This window comes from Sporosarcina ureilytica (assembly GCF_001753205.1).
In the GTDB taxonomy this organism is placed as follows: Bacteria; Bacillota; Bacilli; order Bacillales_A; family Planococcaceae; genus Sporosarcina; species Sporosarcina ureilytica.
Genome location: NZ_CP017560.1, coordinates 1,744,077 through 1,761,997, shown reverse-complemented (window position 1 = coordinate 1,761,997; position 17,921 = coordinate 1,744,077). Strand labels below are relative to the sequence as shown.

16 protein-coding genes are annotated in these 17,921 nt (G+C 38.1%); 2 read left to right on the top strand and 14 right to left on the bottom strand.

Annotated elements, in window-relative coordinates:
• Positions 1–121: 121 nt before the first annotated feature.
• From BI350_RS08665 to BI350_RS08635, 7 genes are all read right to left on the bottom strand, one after another.
• A complete protein-coding gene (locus BI350_RS08665; RefSeq protein ID WP_075527731.1) occupies positions 122–1,327 on the bottom strand; it encodes a type II secretion system F family protein in 1,206 nt (401 codons plus the stop codon).
• Positions 1,327–2,367, bottom strand: coding sequence for a type IV pilus twitching motility protein PilT (locus BI350_RS08660; protein ID WP_075527730.1), 1,041 nt, complete (start codon positions 2,365–2,367; stop codon positions 1,327–1,329). Before BI350_RS08660 ends, BI350_RS08665 begins: the two co-directional genes overlap by 1 nt.
• A gap of 11 nt (positions 2,368–2,378) precedes the next feature.
• Entirely contained in the window at positions 2,379–4,043 is a 1,665-nt protein-coding gene (locus BI350_RS08655; RefSeq protein WP_075527729.1) for a GspE/PulE family protein, read from the bottom strand.
• A 16-nt stretch (positions 4,044–4,059) separates the two neighbouring features.
• On the bottom strand, positions 4,060–5,379 hold the full coding sequence (locus tag BI350_RS08650) for a G5 domain-containing protein (RefSeq protein WP_075527728.1): 1,320 nt from the start codon (positions 5,377–5,379) through the stop codon (positions 4,060–4,062).
• Positions 5,380–5,593: 214 nt separating this feature from the next.
• On the bottom strand, positions 5,594–7,345 hold the full coding sequence (locus tag BI350_RS08645) for a sensor domain-containing diguanylate cyclase (RefSeq protein ID WP_075527727.1): 1,752 nt from the start codon (positions 7,343–7,345) through the stop codon (positions 5,594–5,596).
• A gap of 22 nt (positions 7,346–7,367) precedes the next feature.
• Positions 7,368–9,068, bottom strand: coding sequence for a sensor domain-containing diguanylate cyclase (locus BI350_RS08640; RefSeq protein ID WP_075527726.1), 1,701 nt, complete (start codon positions 9,066–9,068; stop codon positions 7,368–7,370).
• Positions 9,069–9,172: 104 nt separating this feature from the next.
• Positions 9,173–10,390, bottom strand: a complete 1,218-nt coding sequence (locus BI350_RS08635; RefSeq protein WP_075527725.1) for a bifunctional folylpolyglutamate synthase/dihydrofolate synthase — start codon at positions 10,388–10,390, stop codon at positions 9,173–9,175.
• 60 nt (positions 10,391–10,450) lie between these two features.
• Here BI350_RS08635 and BI350_RS08630 point away from each other — a divergent pair, with 60 nt between their 5' ends.
• On the top strand, positions 10,451–11,317 hold the full coding sequence (locus tag BI350_RS08630) for an ATP-grasp domain-containing protein (RefSeq protein WP_075527724.1): 867 nt from the start codon (positions 10,451–10,453) through the stop codon (positions 11,315–11,317).
• Positions 11,314–12,111 (top strand): ATP-grasp domain-containing protein, encoded by a 798-nt coding sequence (locus tag BI350_RS08625; protein ID WP_075527723.1) that lies wholly within the window; start codon positions 11,314–11,316, stop codon positions 12,109–12,111. Before BI350_RS08630 ends, BI350_RS08625 begins: the two co-directional genes overlap by 4 nt.
• A gap of 80 nt (positions 12,112–12,191) precedes the next feature.
• On the opposite strand, the gene BI350_RS08620 is transcribed toward BI350_RS08625, so the two are convergent.
• The 7 genes from BI350_RS08620 to BI350_RS08590 form a co-directional block, all read right to left on the bottom strand.
• Positions 12,192–13,220, bottom strand: a complete 1,029-nt coding sequence (locus BI350_RS08620; RefSeq protein WP_075527722.1) for a hypothetical protein — start codon at positions 13,218–13,220, stop codon at positions 12,192–12,194.
• A gap of 13 nt (positions 13,221–13,233) precedes the next feature.
• Entirely contained in the window at positions 13,234–13,662 is a 429-nt protein-coding gene (locus BI350_RS08615) for a type II secretion system protein (RefSeq protein ID WP_075527721.1), read from the bottom strand.
• Positions 13,659–14,054, bottom strand: coding sequence for a type IV pilus modification PilV family protein (locus BI350_RS08610; RefSeq protein ID WP_075527720.1), 396 nt, complete (start codon positions 14,052–14,054; stop codon positions 13,659–13,661). The genes BI350_RS08615 and BI350_RS08610 overlap by 4 nt, the downstream gene beginning before the upstream one ends.
• A 323-nt stretch (positions 14,055–14,377) precedes the next feature.
• Positions 14,378–15,241: a glycine betaine ABC transporter substrate-binding protein gene (locus BI350_RS08605; protein WP_075527719.1), complete on the bottom strand. Its 864-nt coding sequence runs from the start codon at positions 15,239–15,241 to the stop codon at positions 14,378–14,380.
• A 249-nt stretch (positions 15,242–15,490) separates the two neighbouring features.
• Positions 15,491–15,961 carry a thioesterase family protein gene (locus BI350_RS08600; RefSeq protein ID WP_075527718.1) on the bottom strand — a complete coding sequence of 157 codons (471 nt, stop codon included), beginning with the start codon at positions 15,959–15,961 and terminating at the stop codon, positions 15,491–15,493.
• Between the two features lie 2 nt (positions 15,962–15,963).
• On the bottom strand, positions 15,964–16,947 hold the full coding sequence (locus BI350_RS08595; protein ID WP_075527717.1) for a 3-hydroxyacyl-CoA dehydrogenase NAD-binding domain-containing protein: 984 nt from the start codon (positions 16,945–16,947) through the stop codon (positions 15,964–15,966).
• Entirely contained in the window at positions 16,944–17,840 is an 897-nt protein-coding gene (locus BI350_RS08590) for a beta-keto acid cleavage family enzyme (RefSeq protein WP_075527716.1), read from the bottom strand. The genes BI350_RS08595 and BI350_RS08590 overlap by 4 nt, the downstream gene beginning before the upstream one ends.
• Between the last annotated feature and the right edge of the window lie 81 nt (positions 17,841–17,921).

Here is a 17,921-nt window from a genome sequence, read left to right as displayed (position 1 = left end):
GTTTTTCATTTTAATTAATTTCACCTCCTTAAAGTGATTAACTATGTATCTAGCGGGTGCCAGACGCCGCCTTTTGCGGAAAGACACAAATGGTTTTCAGTATCTTGTACCCGGAATATTATTAAATCTGCTCAAACAAACTAAACATCGGAACCATAATCGATAAAACAATTGTCCCAACGATACCGGCGAGTAAAATAATCATAATCGGCTCAATTAACGACTTTATCGTATCAACCGAACGATCGACATCGTCTTCGTAAAAGTCAGCTACTTTTTCTAACATGTAGTCCAGTGACCCCGTCTGCTCCCCGATGGATGTCATTTGGGTGACGAGCGGCGGAAAAAGCCAGCTTTTCGCTAATGGCGCGGATAATGAGCTTCCTTTTTCAAGACTGTCATGCGCCTCCAATATGACTTTCCCGATAATCGGATTGTTTACGACGCGTTCGACAATTTTTAATGCTTGTAAAATAGGCACTGAACTGCTAAATAACGAAGACAATGTACGCGTCATTTGCGCAATGGCTGATTTTTGAAGCAACGGCCCTAGCACCGGCATTTTCAATAAAAAGTAATGCGTTTGATAGTGAAATTGTGCATTATTTTTATATAAGTAAGAAAAAATGACGGGAATGACGACCACGATGAGCAGAAAAACCCACCAAAACGTCTGTAAAAAGTCACTGATTTCCAATACAAACAATGTAATAAACGGCAGTTCCGCCCCGAAGTCCTCGAACATTTCTGCAAAACTTGGCACGACTGTCAACAGCAATCCGATAGAAACAACGATAATCGCGGCGAGTAAAACTATCGGATACATCAATGCCGATTGAATACTCTTTTTTAATTTAAATTGTTTTTCATAATGACTTGAAAGCCGCTCTAACGTAGAGTCAAGATTTCCTGTCGCTTCTGCCACGCGCATCATATTGACGAAGAGTGTTGGAAAGACGGCCTCATTTTTCCCCGCAGCATCAGAAAAAGACGTGCCGGCACGTACTTCTTCTTCAATAGTAAATAATGCATTTTTTAAAGATTTACTTGATGTTTGGTTCGCTAAAATATGGGTCGCTTCCACGACCGAAACGCCTGCACGAATAAGCGTTTCAAACTGTCGGCAATAAATGACAAAGTCTTCATTTTTCACTTTTTTCGTAAAGGACAATTCTTTATGAAGAATGCTGTTCGATTCTTCAATTTCACGCGGATTAATGCCTTGGTTCCGTAATTTCGTAATCGCTTCTTTTTCAGACGGAGCGGAAATCGTTCCTTTCTTCATTTCCCCAGAAGATGTTCTTCCACTATATTTATAAACTGGCATTAAAACTCACCTTGCACAAGATAAGGCGCAGCGTCTTCATGACGAATGATATCGGCAGCAATTAACTGCTGAATAGACGTTTCAAGCGTATGCATGCCTACCCTTCTGCTAGTCTGCATAATGTTTTGAATTTGATGCACTTTTTCTGAGCGTATTAAATTCGCAACTGCAGGCACTTGAACTAATACTTCTGTCGCCGCAATCCGACCGCGTCCGTCTTTCCGTACGAATAAACGCTGGGAAATAACCCCTTGCAACACATTTGCAAGTTGGATACGAACTTGACTTTGCTGATGCGGTGGAAAAACGTCAATGATTCGGTCAATTGTAGTGATTGCGCTGCTCGTATGAAGTGTTGCGAGCACTAAATGTCCCGTCTCCGCTGCAGTAATCGCAGTTGAAATCGTCTCAAGATCACGCATTTCTCCAACCAATATGATATCGGGATCTTGTCGTAAAGCCGCCCGCAGGCCATTCGCAAAACTTTGCGTATCTGCCCCGACTTCACGTTGGTTAACGATCGATTTATGATGTGTATGTGTATATTCAATGGGGTCTTCAAGCGTAATAATATGTTTTGCATAACGCTTATTCACATAGTCAATCATGGCCGCTAACGTCGTTGATTTTCCTGAACCAGTTGGCCCTGTCACTAAAATTAATCCTTGTGGTTTTTCAGCTAAATCATATAAAATGTTCGGCATGCTTAACGCTCCAATGGTTGGGATTGAACTAGATACAAGTCTAGCTGCAATGGAAACTTCCCCTCTTTGATGAAATGCATTCACACGAAACCGGCAAAGGTCTTTCAATGAAAAGTTAAAGTCGACCTCCCCTTTTTCTTGGAAATCTTCCTTTTTATTTTCCGGAATAATGCCTTCAACCATTTCTTTAAGCTGTTCAGACGTATATGTTTTATCGTCTAAAGACTGTAATGTCCCGTCAATTCGATAAACTGCCGGGATTCCAAATGATAAGTGTAAATCAGAGGCGCTCTTTTCATACGCATTTTTGAATAAATTGGTCATCTCGTTTAACATTTTTTCACATCCTATTCAGACGTTGCGACACGTAACACTTCCTCTATCGTCGTAAGTCCTGCTTCTACTTTTAATAATCCGTCTTCTACTAATGTCTGAAAGCCTTTTTCACGAGCTTCTTTTCGAATTTCCATTGGACCACTTTTTAATAAAATATGCTCTTTTATCGAATCGTCAATGACCAGTATTTCATGAATGGCAATACGCCCCCGATAACCAGTTTGGTTACAGGAAGGACACCCTCTACCGCGTGTCACTTCGGCAATCGTTCGACCAAATTGTGCAAACACTTGTCTTTCATAATCTGTCGGGACTCTTTTTTCACTGCAATCCCTACAAACTCGCCGTACAAGCCGTTGTGCGATTGCGCCTACGAGGGACGGAGATAGCAGGAAGGGTTCTACTCCCATATCGGTCAAACGAGAAATCGATTCGATGGCACTGTTTGTATGCAGTGTACTTAGCACGAGATGTCCAGTTAAGGACGAACGAATCGCAATTTCTGCTGTTTCAGCATCGCGGATTTCCCCAATCATAATGACATCGGGGTCTTGCCTTAAAATGGACCGGAGCCCCGTCGCAAATGTCATGCCAATTTCTTCCCGTACTTGAATTTGGTTCACACCCGGAAGCTGATATTCTACCGGGTCTTCAACCGTAATAATATTAATCGTTTCGTTATTTAAATGATTGAGTGCAGCATATAACGTAGATGACTTACCTGAACCTGTGGGACCGGTAATTAACACAATCCCGTTTGGTTTCTTTAACATTGTTTGAAACTTCTTTAGATTCTCTGCTGTAAATCCAAGCATTTGAATATCATTCAAAGCCGTACTCAAATCAAGAACACGCATCACAATCTTCTCGCCATAAATCGTTGGTAAAGTAGAAAGACGAATATCTATCGGTTTAAAATTAACGACAGAGTTAATACGTCCATCTTGTGGAATTCTATTCTCAGTTATATTTAAATTCCCCATTATTTTCACACGTGCGGTGATAATATTTTGCATATTCTTCGGAAGAGAACGCTCATCCCTCAACACACCGTCGACACGATAACGCACTTTTAATTCCGTTTCTTGCGGATCAAAGTGAATATCACTTGCGCGCTCCGCGACGGCATTTGCAATAATTTGGTTCACTAACCTGACAATCGGTGAATCTTCATCAGTAATTTGGTTCTCATCATCCAAGTTGGTCGGCAATAAATCGTCAAGCGCTTCTTCCATCGATTCTTGTAAATCATAATACTTCGTAATTGTACGGAAAATATCGTCTTTAGCCGCAATACTCGTTTCAATTTGACAGCCCGTCGCCATTCGTAGTTCTTCAATCGCAAAATAATCCATCGGGTCTGCCATCGCAATTAACAATCGATTTCGGTCCCGGCGAATCGGCATGAGATTCGCTCTTTTCGCCAATTCTTTTGGCACTAACTGAATCAGTTCAGTGTCAATCGAATATTGGTTTAAATTGACGTGTGGAATGCCGAGTTGAAACTCCAATACTTCAATTAATTGTTGTTCTGTGATTAGTTGCTGTTCAATTAAATAATCACCGAGTTTCTCTTCCCGACTTTTATTTTTGAGTGCTTCTTCTAATTGCTCCGGTTGAATAACATTTGATTCAACAAGTAAGTCACCAAGTCTTTTACGGTGCTGGACTGGCAAAGACTTCCCCTCCTTTCTATTCTTCTTGGTCGGTAATGATATTGCCGCCTTTATCATATTTTACTTCTTTATTTGAAGTAGAATCCTTAACTCCATCATTATCTTTATCCTGTTTATCATCTATTGTGTTATGATTACTATCTTTATTCGCCTCTATATTGCTTCCTTGCTCTTCATTTTCTATTTCGGCAGTGTCTTCTAGCTCCTCTTTTGATGAAACCAATACAATTCTATGTTGCGGTGGATAAAAATCCCGGCTAATTTGCTGTTCTGCTTCATAACTCGCCTGATCTGCTATTTTTTTATATACCGCTACACGATATCCACTTGAACCGTTTTGAAGTACTTTTTCCTCGCCAACTTGCAGATCTGGAGATAAACGATAAATCGTTCGAGGTTTTACTTCTATTTTTTTAACAGAATAAGAGATATCCAAATTGTTTTCCAAAGCGTAAAGCTCAATGAGTAATCGGCCATTTTCAACGGAAGCTACGAATATCATCGGTGATTGCCCTTCATTTTCAAATGCAAAATCCCTTTGTAATCTCTCACTAACTTCAACCTCGATGCCGGGTTGTAAATAGTTCGGGATGTTATGTTGGGAATGCCTTTCTTGAATTGATGTATAAGCTTGTAAAACAACACTGTACAAAACTGAAGCAAAAAAATTAACCGACTCTTCATCACGGAGGATTAAATCGTCGTTAAATGTATTTAAGAATGAAAACGTTTCGCCAGCCATTATTGTCGTTTCATTCAGCTCTGTAGCTAGTGAAGAAAGCTTTGCACTATTCCCATGAATTTCTTGAATTTCAAATGACACTCTTTTCATCATATCTTTTGAAAATGAAATTTCTTCTGCAACTACGGGCGTCGTTTTCAATTCACTTGCATGTTCTCGAATCGCTTCTATAGTCTCATCAACATTGAATAAAGGTGCATTGATAAATGCTGTTTTCAACTCATCAGATAATGTGACATCAAGTGGAATATGAACACCTGGTACTTTCGCCCACGGCTTATACCACGGATTTTTGATCGCTTGCATATACTTGCCAACTGTTTCAGTAATATCAAATTGTATGTATTGAGTCGGAACTTCTACAATTGCCGATTGACCTTGAACGATTAGCGGCTGCTCTTTCCATTGCTGAATCTCTGAGGCTAGTAGAGCTTGAATATCTAATTCTTTATCTACGGTAATGTTGATGCCAGCAATTGTTGAATTGGCGTTATCATTTTGAGCCGATGCTGTTGAAAAAGAAAAGATAGATTGATAGAAAAGAAAGACAATGAGTACGCCTATAACGCTTGAAACTATATATTTATGTTGCATGAGAAACCTCCAATCTCGATGTAGAACTTTTAGACTATAAAAACCAGATTTTTAATATACCATCATTTATGTAGAGTTTAATATGAAACTATTTACTTAATTTTACCGGATAATCTTGGTACAATCAACAATTATCATTGAGAATCCATATTACTTTCTTCCTTCACGTATTCAATTTTCTCTATATAATTTAATAAATTTAAAAACACAAACATTATACGTTTGGTAATGTTTGTGTTTCTTCATGATTCGTATTATCTTGTTTTTCAAATACACCGACTTTGTTTCGACCTGCTTGCTTTCCCCCGATATAAAGTGCACGATCCGCATTTCTCATTACTTTCTTTGCTGTACGCGCGTCACCCGGAATAGAAGCAACACCTAAACTGAGTGTAATGTTTACATTGACTGGCTCCTTATTTATTGATAAATCAGGAATGACTTGAAATTTCGTTCTTTCCACTTCAGTTCGTATCTTCTCCGCAAAAGCTACCGCCTTTTCCTTGGACCTGTTTGGTAAAACAAATACAAACTCTTCCCCGCCATATCTCGCTAAAATATCATTTTCGTTTTGATAGCTTGCTAAGCGCTTAGCTAGTTTCACTAATAGTTCATTGCCACTTTCATGTCCGTACGTATCATTTACGGACTTGAAATGATCAATATCCATAACAATAACTGAAACTTTTTCTATTTTATTCAAGTGAAAATCATTGACAACTTCATTCAATTTTCTATCTAAATAACGATAATTATGAAGCTTTGTTAAACCGCACTTTTCACTTTTATTGAGCGTGTTTTCGAAATACCTTGCCTTTTCAAGCGATATGGCAAAATACCCTGTCAAAATATCAATAATTTGTATATCAGATGTTTGGAAGACATTTTTTCGTTCTGCAGTCAAAACCAAAAAGCCCTCTGTTGCATGATCACGAATTATCGGTGTTGTCATCACCGAACTTGCATTATTTTTGAAATGTATATTTTTTAAAGTCTTAATTTCATTTTCATTAAAATAAATTTTAGTTTTATACATATCCAGCCCATCATCAACCGACTTTTCATGCAGAAAAGAAATTCCTTGAACGTTTTTGGTAATAGCGCCCGATTCCATCCCCATTAAAGGAATAAGTGTGCGCTCACTTCTTAAATCAACGACATATGCATGATCGAAAGGAATGACATTCTTCAGTTTTTCGATAAATGTTTGAAGTACTTCATCAAAAAGCAGTCTGTCTGCGAGTTCATGCCCGATTTTCCCTGCGTGAGCAAGTTGGTGATGTAAACGATTTGAAGTGTTATACATTTTAATCGTTATTAAAACAATCAAGAAAGGTATTCCAACAAGAATTAATGATTTATTGCCAAGATATTCATGTAAAAAGTAGAGGGAAATACTGAACGGCACCATAATGAGTGTTGAAATATAGTCCCATATTGCCCCTTTAGAAAGTAGTGAATAGCTGCGTTGATGCCAAGCAAAATAAATTTTAAGTAAAATATTATTCACCAATGAATAAGTACTCGCATATAAAAGTCCGTAAAAAAGAATATGCCCAAAATGGAGTGATTCCATTGTCCCTCCGGTAACATAAAAAACAAATCCACTCACTATTGAAGTAATTCCAAAAATCGCAGCGTTAACAAAAAATTTATGAGTTAACGGTAAGGAGGTTTTTTCACTAAATAATAAAATCAGCATCGCCAATTGGATGAAAATAAACTCTGTAAACACGCCGTATTGAAAAAAGATTGTAAACGTAACCCATCTCTCTAAAGAAATCGATACGTTTTTAAATCGTATCGGTAATAACATCGTTAAAAATAGCATGATAAATAACAGGATAATATTCGTCCAATCAGGGCGACCTATAGGGAAATACACATAAGCGCTATAAAAAACGAGAGGAAAGACGAGTAACCAAACGATAAATGTAATCATCTGCTTTTCTTTAGATATCGTCATCTTACGCCTCCTCACTATCGTTTTATTTTACATATCCCGCTACCCTATTGCGTCCAGCTCGTTTTGCGCCAAGATATAGGGCCCGGTCAGCATTTCGCAACAAAGCATTTACATCACCTGTATCCTCAGGAATCGCAGAAACACCAATACTTACAGTAATCGTCACTGCTATCGGTGCTTTAGACGCTCCTAAATCAGGAAAAATTTCGAACTGATATGTTTCGATTTTTTTACGCAAACCTTCAGCAAAATCTATTGTATCCTCTTTAGCCATACCAGGGAGTATATAAATAAATTCTTCTCCACCGTATCGTCCAACAATGCCATTTTCAGGCGTATACTTCTCAAGAATCTCGCTTAATTTTATTAAAATATCATTCCCACTTTGATGTCCATAAGTGTCATTAATATGCTTAAAATGATCAATGTCTATCATGACAACTGATAACTCTTTTAAATTCCCATGCTGAAGTCTCGTTTTCTCAAACGCTAAACGTTCTTCCAAGTAAATATAATTATATAAATGAGTCAGTCCACAACGCTCGCTTTTTCGCACAGTTTCTTCAACGTAGCGTGCTTTTTCAACTGATACTGTAAAATAAGAACAAAGAATATCAAGAATTTTTAATTGATAGTCCGTATAAACGTTCTTTTTCATAGAAGAAATAAATATGACCCCTTCTATTTTTTGATTTCGCGAAATTGGCATCACCATGATGCTTTGCATTGCATCCGGCGTATAATCTTTCGATAAATTTAACCACTCTTCTCTTTTTGCGTAAATGACTGGTTTATTTTCCTTTAAGACGGTTCCAGCAATGCCTTCTCCAATAGAGAATCGACTCAAATCAATATTTTTAAATGCTCCTTTTTCATAAGAACGAAGGAGTTCTAACCATTCACTTTTATGATCAAATAGATACGTAAAGTCAGCTTTAAACATTTCAGATACTTTTTTAATAAACTGATTAATAACGCTCTCCTCGGACAAATGATTCGAAAGCTCATGACCAATTGAACCAGCCAGTTGTAAGTCATCATTAACTTTTTCTGTATTATTATAGAGACGTAACGTGATGACAATAAAGAAAAACGGTATCCCTAACAATAAAAAAGCGCCGAATCCAATATATTCGACTAAAAAATAGAGCATTAACGCAAAAGGAAGAATGATAATTACCGTTGCACTCTCTAGCAATAAATCTTTCGTAAAATAAGTACCCCGACCTTTAACACGGTTTATGTTAAACTTGGCAAAATCATATAACAACCTATGCACAATTTGGTAGACAGATACGGCAATAATCATTGGCCAGAATTCTAATGATCCAACCACACCACCTGCTAAATGAAAAGCTGCAGCAGCCGCAATCGATAAAATGAAAAATAATAGCGAGTTAACAAAAAAGTCGATTTTTCTATGCGTCTGATTCTTTGAATAAAATAACATGCCTAAAATAGATACTTGCATCAAAATCACTTCAACTAGCAGCCCAAATAGTAAAAACGCAGGAATGGTTATCCATGCGGCTAGGAGAATAGGCTTTCCGTTCATTGTAATTGGAAATAATACCGTTAAAAAACCGAACAGCATAAATATTACTAAATAAAACCAATGAACTCCTTGAGGAAAATGATTTTTAATAATATATATAACGCCTGGTGGAACGATAATCAGCCATAAAATAAAGATACTAACAGTACTATTTTTTAATCTAGCCAATCTTAGAATCCACCTCTCCACCGAAATCTAATAAAACTGAATATATTGATATCTTATCAAGTTTTTGATATTTTGTCACTAATATCTACCTAAAATATTTTCTGTTATAAAAACTTTAGTCCCGACATCAAGTACAGTGAACCCGTGACTATTTTCCTCCCATTATTACCATTATCTAGTATTATAGGTCTATTAAAAGAATTTGTCACGCTTTTTTCAAGATGTCCGCAATTTTTCATTAACTCCTCTCCCGTGGCGGCATCGGGGTGTGCAAAAGTTAAAAAGGTGAAAGATGCTGCTACTGGCATCAGTTCATCAAGCGTCCCTTTAATGTCTTTTCCTTTCAACATGCCGATGATAAAATCGACTTTTTCACCAGGAAATTCATTTTCTATCGTCTCCGTTAATGCTGCCGCCGCTGCAGGATTATGTGCACCATCTAGGTATACATTCGGCATCACTTCTTGAAAACGGTAAGACAATTGAGCTGTAGCTACTGCGTCTTGAACCTTCTTTTCGATAAGGTTTATTCCGGCAGTTAAGAGTGCCTCAATCGCCACTCCGCAGTTTATCATTTGATGTGTACCTTTCATTTTCCTGTATGGTAATGTGAAAATATGTTCCCCATTAAATATTTCTTTATCTTTTACTTCGATAAAAAACTGCTCGCCATAACTTTTTATGATTGTATCGTTTTTTCGTGCAGTTTGCTTCACAATTTCAAGCGCTTCAGGCGGCAATGCCCCTACTACAGCGGGAGTCCCTTGTTTAATAATCCCTGCTTTATGTGTAGCCACTTCTTGAATTGTTGAACCTAAAAACAGGACATGATCCAGTGCAACCGATGTAATAACAGAAACAATCGGTTGAACGACATTCGTACTGTCTAATAATCCACCCATTCCTGTTTCTATTAACACATAATCGGGTTGAAGACGTTCAAATGTAACGTATGCCGCAACCGTCAACAATTCAAAATCTGTTAACTTTCCACTTAACTCAACCTCCTTCATCTTTCGGAAGGTTTCATCTAGCGTGAATTGTGTCACAGGATTTCCATTGTATCGAATTTGATCGTGTATATCAATGATAGCCGGCGAAGAAAATACCCCTGTTGTATAACCATGCGCTTCTAAGATTGACTCCATGAATTGGATTGTCGAACCTTTTCCGTTTGTCCCACTAACATGAATCACATTTAATCGTTTCTCTGGATTGCCTAGTAAAGTAAGCGCTTCTTTTATTGCCTTTAGTCCCGGTTTGATTGAATGATCACTTTTTATATGCCATCGTTCTTTGTATTCGTTTAATTTTGGAATCATTTCTTTCCCTCCATATGGTAAACTACTCATAGAAAGTATAACACGACCGGAGGAATTTCATTGTACAGTTGTTGGATAATTTATAATGGCAGTTTGACAAGTGATAAATTTTACGACCAAGCATTTTTAATAAAAGAAGCTGCAGAACGTGCTGGCGTCCATGCAGTCATTAAGAAAAACTATGAAGTGATGATGAATTTAGCAGGTAAATTAGATAATAAACCGAACTTTATCGTCTTTTTAGATAAGGATATTTTATTAGCCCGTTATTTAAAAAATCAAGGCATTCCTGTTTTCAATGGTCCCGAAGTCATCGAAACATGTGACAATAAAGCCAATCAATACATACAACTAGCGAAACATGGGGTCCCTATGCCAGAAACGATTATTGCCCCAAAAGTGTATCCTGCTTTTACCATTCGAGAATCTGGATACTATGAAAAAGTGTTAGAACGGCTAAAGTTACCGCTTATTATTAAAGAAGGACGAGGTTCCTTTGGCATGAAAGTATATTTAATTGAAACAGAAGAAGATTTTTATGAAAAAGTAGATGAACTTCGCGGTGTCGATTATGTTTTTCAACAGTTTATTGCTTCGAGCAGGGGCCGAGACATCCGGGTTAATATTGTTGGCGATGAAGTTGTCGCGGCGATGTATCGATATTCCGAAACGGATTTCCGTGCGAATATTACCAATGGTGGTGTGGCGGAAGTCGTGGAATTGACTGAAGCGCAAAAATCCTTAGCAATCAAGGCTGCGGATGCGGTTGGCGCTGAATTTGCTGGTGTGGATTTATTGTTCGGGGAGAATGAAGAACCACTTGTCTGTGAAGTGAATGCTGCAGCGCATATTCGAAATATATTAAATGTAACGGGCATTAATGTGGCGGATGCGATGATTAAGTATATATTGGGGGAAATTCAATGAAAGGCTATTTGTATTATGAAACGGAAGATGCGAAAAGAAATGAAAGGTTTATAGAAGAGTTAATTAACGAAGCAAAGAAATTTAGTATTGAATTACAATTAATTGTAGATGATGAGAGACCAACAGAAGAAGCACGATTCGTCGTTTTCCGAGGACGCGACTACAAACTTGCACAAAAATTTGAAGCAGACGGATTCCGAGTTTTTAACCGTAGCGAAGTGAATCGCATTGCCAATAACAAACTGAGCACATTTGAACTCGCTGTTATGCTTGGGATACCCACAATTGAAACACATAAGCTTTACACACCAAAACAAATCGACAAATATCCTGTTGTTGTTAAAACGGCAGACGGGTATGGCGGTCAAGAAGTGCATTTATGTAAAGACAAAGTAGAAGTTGAAAATATCCAGGAAAAATACACTAACCGCCTGCTCGTTGTACAACCATATATTGAAACCAATTCGACGGATGTGCGGATTTTTGTGTTGGGAGAGGAAATCATCGGTGCTGTCAAGCGAACAGGAGTAGACTCGTTTAAATCGAATTATACGTTAGGTGGAAAGGTTGAAAAGTATAAACCTTCCAAGAGAGATAAGTTGATGGTGGAAAAAATTACGAGTGCACTGCATAGCGATTATATCGGTATTGACTTTTTACGACTTTCGAATGGACAATTATTGTTGAATGAAATTGAGGATCCAGTTGGGGCTAGAAGCTTGTACGGAACGCACGGATTTTCATTATCCCAGAAGTTAATAGACTATATACGACAAATAATTAAAGATTTATGAGAGTTTGATGCCTGTGCAGGACAAAATTCAGAATTGCGTCCTGCACAGGCACTCAATCTATAGGTATTCACATGCTATCACTATTTGTAAATGGCATTGAGTTCTGGTTGGACCTCCCACTCAAGGCTCTCTATCTCTGGTTCTTCTCTTTCGGTTTCTGTGATTTTACAATTTTTTTTCTGGTTTGATGTCAAATTTTCAAATGAAGGTAACTTCGGGACGTTGTTCCCACTGACCTCGCCTTTTACATATATAACTTCACTACTCTTAGATTTTAGCTTATTTCCAAAATAAGCATCACCAAAAACAACTATCGTAGCATTATTTTTGTTTTTTATATCTATATCTCCATCTACTCTCAAATCACCTTCAACTACTATACACGCATGATTATTAAAACCAATATCCCTTGCTACATGTAAGTTCTTTCTCACCCTTAAAAAACTAAAATTTTTTCCACCACCGCTGTCTATATTCAAATTACCAGTGACATATACATGATTAGCTATTGATAGATGTTCTCCTTTTCTTACTATAAAATAATCATACTCCTCAACCCCGTCACCTGTTGGCGGCTGATTCTTTTCATTTTCTTGATCTCCGCTTATCCTTGAAGATGAAAGCATTATTTCCGCTTCAACCTCTTTAGATGACTTTGTATCCTTGCTAACTTCTCCTGTACTTTTTATGTACATAATCAGATATTCTGTATCCGATTGAATGTCTCCACACACAATATTTTTACTAGCATCTCTCTCAACAAAGTAAGCTCCAATTTCTAGGTCATCACTATTCACATCACCTATATTTGCAGCATTGCAAACAGCTTGTTTATACTCTCTTTCCGATTTATCTTTTAAATAATTCCCGTCTGAGTCATAGTACTTTTTAAATTTAATATCATTAACCATATCACTTATCATAGCCTGATAATGCAAGACCCCCATCTCCGCTAAATGCCTCGCCTGCACTTGTTCTTCTTTTTTATTAAACTGCTTTGAAGCGGAGATGTTCATAGAAAGCAGACCTATTCCAAGAATTGAAAATACGGCGACTAGTAGCAGGACTATCAACAATGTACTGCCTCGCTCATCCTTTCTATTAATCATCTACCTTCCCTCCTTAGCGAAGTTTACTATATGTCGTTCCAATTTTATAAGACAAGGTTTCTTTTCTAAGTTCAAGTTTAAAATCATGATTAATACTTTTATTAATAGTGAACCCTTGCTCATCTTCCAACTTTTGTTCATCGTCGCAATCATCGCCATGACAATACGTATAGCCCTCTGAAATAATTATACCGTTCATTTTCAAGGATTTTTCGTCGTTATCAATCATAAATTCAATCAATTTTGGTTCTTGCTTCAAATATTCATTTCGAATCGTTTCAGTTATATAATTTGCTTCTTGCTGCAACCTTTGATTTGTCGTACTCCGGTCAGATGCATTCATTCCGTTCATTAAAACTGAAGCAATCAGGGTTGTGAGTAAGCCAATAATTGCAAGTACGGCAAGAAGTTCAATTAGGGTTATACCTTTTTCATTTCTCATGACGAAACCTCATCAGAATCAAAATACATTTCAGTTGTGAAGGAAGACTTTTTCATGCCTGTTTCAGGAAGAGATGTCACTGTGATTAGCGCTTTTTTCAAGTCTGCCGGTCCATTGTCTATCTCAATCGCTATTTTGTAACCTTCATACCTTTTTCCAGCGCTTCCTATAATTGTTGTCGACTGTTGGTAATTTCCACTTCGAACTTCTGCAACAATCTCCTCTGCTACTTGCACAGCTGTCAGTTTTTCTTTATTGTATTTTGTATGTTTGGTAGATTGTAATAATAAACTTGAAAAACTAATAAGTACAATGGACAAAATCACAATGGATGCCAAAACCTCTATAAGTGTCAAACCGCTTTCTTTTCGATTGACGTTTATTCTCTGCATCACTGTCCCCCTATTCGTGTCGTATGTGAACCTGTTACTCTTTATCCTACTGAAATAAACAGTCTAATATGCATATGCCTATTTTACCATACTATTAATTTAACTGTCATAAATTCTTTACAAGAAGAGCTATATTACCTAATAACACTTACAATTTCATCAAGAAGTTTTTCAGATTACTCAAATATAAAGTATACTTATTCACTATTAGATGGCGGACCTGGGGGCATAACAATTTTACAATCATCTTTTACAAGTTTTCAATAAAAAAAGCCTCGTGCTGACGACAATTTATGTCAGTCAACACAAGGCTCTTATCTACCTTATTTTCCTAGCATTTCGTTTACTTTGTCTTGATTATTGTCAATCCACTCACGTGCAACTTCTTCTGGATCTGCACCTTCGTCCTCAATTTTTACAATCATTTCTTCAACATCATCGATTGATATGTTCCAATTAGTTAAAAACTCATGGACGTCTGGCGCATTTTCTTTTAGTTCATTATTCGTAATTACATGAACAGCCGCTTTTTCAAAGAAATTTTGCTCGTCACTTAATACTTTAAGGTCATATTTATTAAACATTGTATGTGGACGCCATCCGAAAAAACTAACAGGATCCTCATTTTCTATAGAACGTTTTGCCTGGGCAAGCATACCGCCCTCAGATGAATTCACTTGGGTTAAATCTAATTCATAACCTTCAATCAGCTCATTAATGATGCCAGTTACATTGGCACCGCTTTCAATGCCATATACTTCATGATTAAATAAATTTTCGTTTCCCTTTAAGTCACTGATTGAATTAATATCTTCCATATATGCGGGAACAACCAATCCAGTCTCGACGTCGGCATAGCTGGTTGCAGTATCTTCTATTTGATCTGCATATTTTTCTAATAGGTTATCATGTAGAGGTAGCCAAGAATCCATAAACACATCAATGTCACCACGCGAAAGACCTATGAAGACGTTAGTTGCATCCGCACTAATTTCCTCCACATTATATCCCATATCTTGAATAATGAGACTTGCGATTTTTGTCGGTGGAATTGTGCTTGTCCAAGGCGTTACGCCAAATGTAATCTTTTGATTTGCGGTTGTATCTTTTTCGCCTCCATCTGAAGCACAACCGGCTAGGAATCCTAATAGTAATACAATCATCATACTCAATGAAAATTTCTTCAAAACTATCTTCCTTTTATTTTATATTTTTTCCCTAAGTTATGCGTAATTCGATCCAACATAATGGCTAACAACCTGTTTAAACCAAAAATTCGGATTGATTTACGCCAACCGAAATCCCCTCCTTTTATAGTATACCATATTAACGTTCCCCGATTTCCGGATGCTCTGAGCATTCTTGCAAGCCTCAAATAAGTTCTTCAGATTATTTACTGCAACCTCATATATTTAAAGATTTAAATCAACAACAGCCTATCGCCTAATAGCAATCTTTCTTCCCACTTGTTTCGGAGTTTCTAATTGTTTATCCGCTTTCCATAGTTTTTCAATGATTGCTGCAACCGCTTTCGGAAACGGCGCCGCTTTTCCGTGCGTCGTATCAATTCCCATGAGCATTTGTTCACTCGTCGAAACGACGTCATCGCCGCTATTCTTCATTACGAAAAATATGTGAAGACGTTTTTCATCCACATCTAGTAGTTGCGACGTAACATATATTTTTTCTCCCTCATTCGCCTCGCGTAAGTAGCATAAGTGCGTTTCTAATGTGAAAATTGTATATGCGTGCTTATTTCGGCCTTTTTCATCTAGCGCGATATAATCCATGAACGCATCTACTGCTAAACTAAAAGCTTGTGCATAAGCTGCATCGTTCATATGACCGTTATAATCTACCCACTCAGAACGTACATGGTCTTCATAGTTAAATGTTGTGTGTTCCATTTTTATGCTCCCTCTTTACGTTTCTGCTTAATTTTATTCGGCACATGCCAATACTCTTCAACTAAATCTAGTAATTTTACTAAAAACTCGTTACGCTTCACTTCTAATTCAGCGATTGGCACATCTCCTGCGTGAACTTCACATCCCGTAATCACTTTTTCTTTTAAGTCATTGGTCAATTCAGGTGCCTCTAATTTTGTCCATGGCAGCTTAAGTGCAGGACCAAACTGCTCCAGCATATGACGCATTCCTTTATCGCCGCCGGCTAAATGGAATGTCAAAAATGGTCCCATTTGCGCCCAGCGTAAACCGGCCCCGTAAATAATCGCAGCATCGATTTCTTCAGTCGTTGCAATACCATCGTTTACTAAATGTAAAGATTCGCGCCAAAGTGCTTCCATTAAACGATCCGCGACATGGCCTTCAATTTCTTTTTGAATAATCAGTGGCTTCATCGCAATCGATTGGTAAAACTGATTTGCCCGTTCCATAATCGATGGCGTTGTCGCCCCGCCGCCGACCAGTTCAACGAGCGGCAAAATATAAACTGGATTAAATGGGTGTGCCACAATTAATCGTGCTGGATGTTGTAATCCTTCTTGTAATGTACTCGGTTTAATTCCCGATGTACTCGATGCAATAATTGCTTCTGGCTTTGCGTATTGATCAATGTTTTTTAACACATTCTTCTTTAGTTCTTCTCTTTCTGGTACATTTTCTTGGATCAAATCTGCATCTTTGACAGCCTCTTCAATTGTCGATACAAAAGTAACCCGCGAAGTTGATGCACCTTCCCCAAGCCCCATTTCTTCTAAGGAAGGCCATGCACGTTCCACAGCTACACGTGTTCTCTCTGCCGCATCCTCAGCAAGATCAAAGGCAACAACGTCGTATCCCATTGCTAAAAAACGGGCAATCCAACCATTCCCAATGACACCAGTTCCGATGACGGCTAGTTTCTCAACTTCTTTAATTGGTGAATTCATGATTGATTTCCTCCGTGCGAATTTCTCAAACCAAATTGGACCCGCGCCTCTTCAGGTGACATCACTTCAATCCCATTCGTGTGTAACATTTCAACAGCCTTATCGACAAGTTGTTCGTTCGTTGCAGGTACACCTCTTGTAAGATATAAATTATCTTCTAAACCAACGCGAATGTTGCCGCCTAACATGGCTGTTTGCATCGCAATTGGTAATTGCATGCGGCCAATCCCAAACGCAGACCAATATGCATTCTCAGGGAGACGATTTTTGAAGTACGTGATTGTTTCTACATCTGCTTCCGCTCCCCATGGGATACCAAGACAAAACTGGAACATCGGATCTCCATCGATTAACCCCTCATCTATTAATTGTTTGGCGAAACGCAGATGACCTGTGTCAAAGCATTCCAGCTCTGGTTTCACACCACTTTCCTGAATAAGCTTTGCATGTTGTCTAAGCCAATCTGTCGGACTAAGATAAATCATATTGCCAAAGTTTACACTTCCGCAGTCAAGCGTACACATTTCCGGAAGTAATTGGCCAACCGGAGCATGACGTTCATCAGGCGTTTGAATCCAAGTCCCATCTCCTCCGGCTGCGGGTGTATCAAGACTTGGGATAAAGTCTCCGCCGCCGCCTGCTGTAATATTGATCACAACATCGGTTTCAGAATCTCTAATCCGATCAACGATTTCACGGTAGTGTTCGATATTATGGCTAATTCCGCCTGTTTCTGGATCACGTGCATGCACATGTGCAACCGTTGCACCTGCTTTTGCAGAAGCAATTGCTGATTCCGCAATTTCTTTTGGCGTTACAGGTACATGTTCATTGATTTTTGTAGTATCACCCGCACCTGTTACCGCAGCTGTCAATAAAACTTTGTTTTTCACTTTTTTCTCCCCCAAAACAGTTATGTATTTACTGCACCGTCCAGACGGTTTTGTAACATTAAGTTACACCATACTATGTAG

Coding starts and splice junctions, on each gene's coding strand:
- BI350_RS08595 (WP_075527717.1), bottom strand. CDS start 16,947: ATGAATTCACCAATTAAAGAAGTTGAGAAACTAGCCGTCATCGGAACT.
- BI350_RS08615 (WP_075527721.1), bottom strand. CDS start 13,662: ATGAGAAATGAAAAAGGTATAACCCTAATTGAACTTCTTGCCGTACTT.
- BI350_RS08665 (WP_075527731.1), bottom strand. CDS start 1,327: ATGCCAGTTTATAAATATAGTGGAAGAACATCTTCTGGGGAAATGAAG.
- BI350_RS08650 (WP_075527728.1), bottom strand. CDS start 5,379: ATGCAACATAAATATATAGTTTCAAGCGTTATAGGCGTACTCATTGTC.
- BI350_RS08610 (WP_075527720.1), bottom strand. CDS start 14,054: ATGCAGAGAATAAACGTCAATCGAAAAGAAAGCGGTTTGACACTTATA.
- BI350_RS08625 (WP_075527723.1), top strand. CDS start 11,314: ATGAAAGGCTATTTGTATTATGAAACGGAAGATGCGAAAAGAAATGAA.
- BI350_RS08660 (WP_075527730.1), bottom strand. CDS start 2,367: ATGTTAAACGAGATGACCAATTTATTCAAAAATGCGTATGAAAAGAGC.
- BI350_RS08645 (WP_075527727.1), bottom strand. CDS start 7,345: ATGACGATATCTAAAGAAAAGCAGATGATTACATTTATCGTTTGGTTA.
- BI350_RS08635 (WP_075527725.1), bottom strand. CDS start 10,390: ATGATTCCAAAATTAAACGAATACAAAGAACGATGGCATATAAAAAGT.
- BI350_RS08620 (WP_075527722.1), bottom strand. CDS start 13,220: ATGATTAATAGAAAGGATGAGCGAGGCAGTACATTGTTGATAGTCCTG.
- BI350_RS08600 (WP_075527718.1), bottom strand. CDS start 15,961: ATGGAACACACAACATTTAACTATGAAGACCATGTACGTTCTGAGTGG.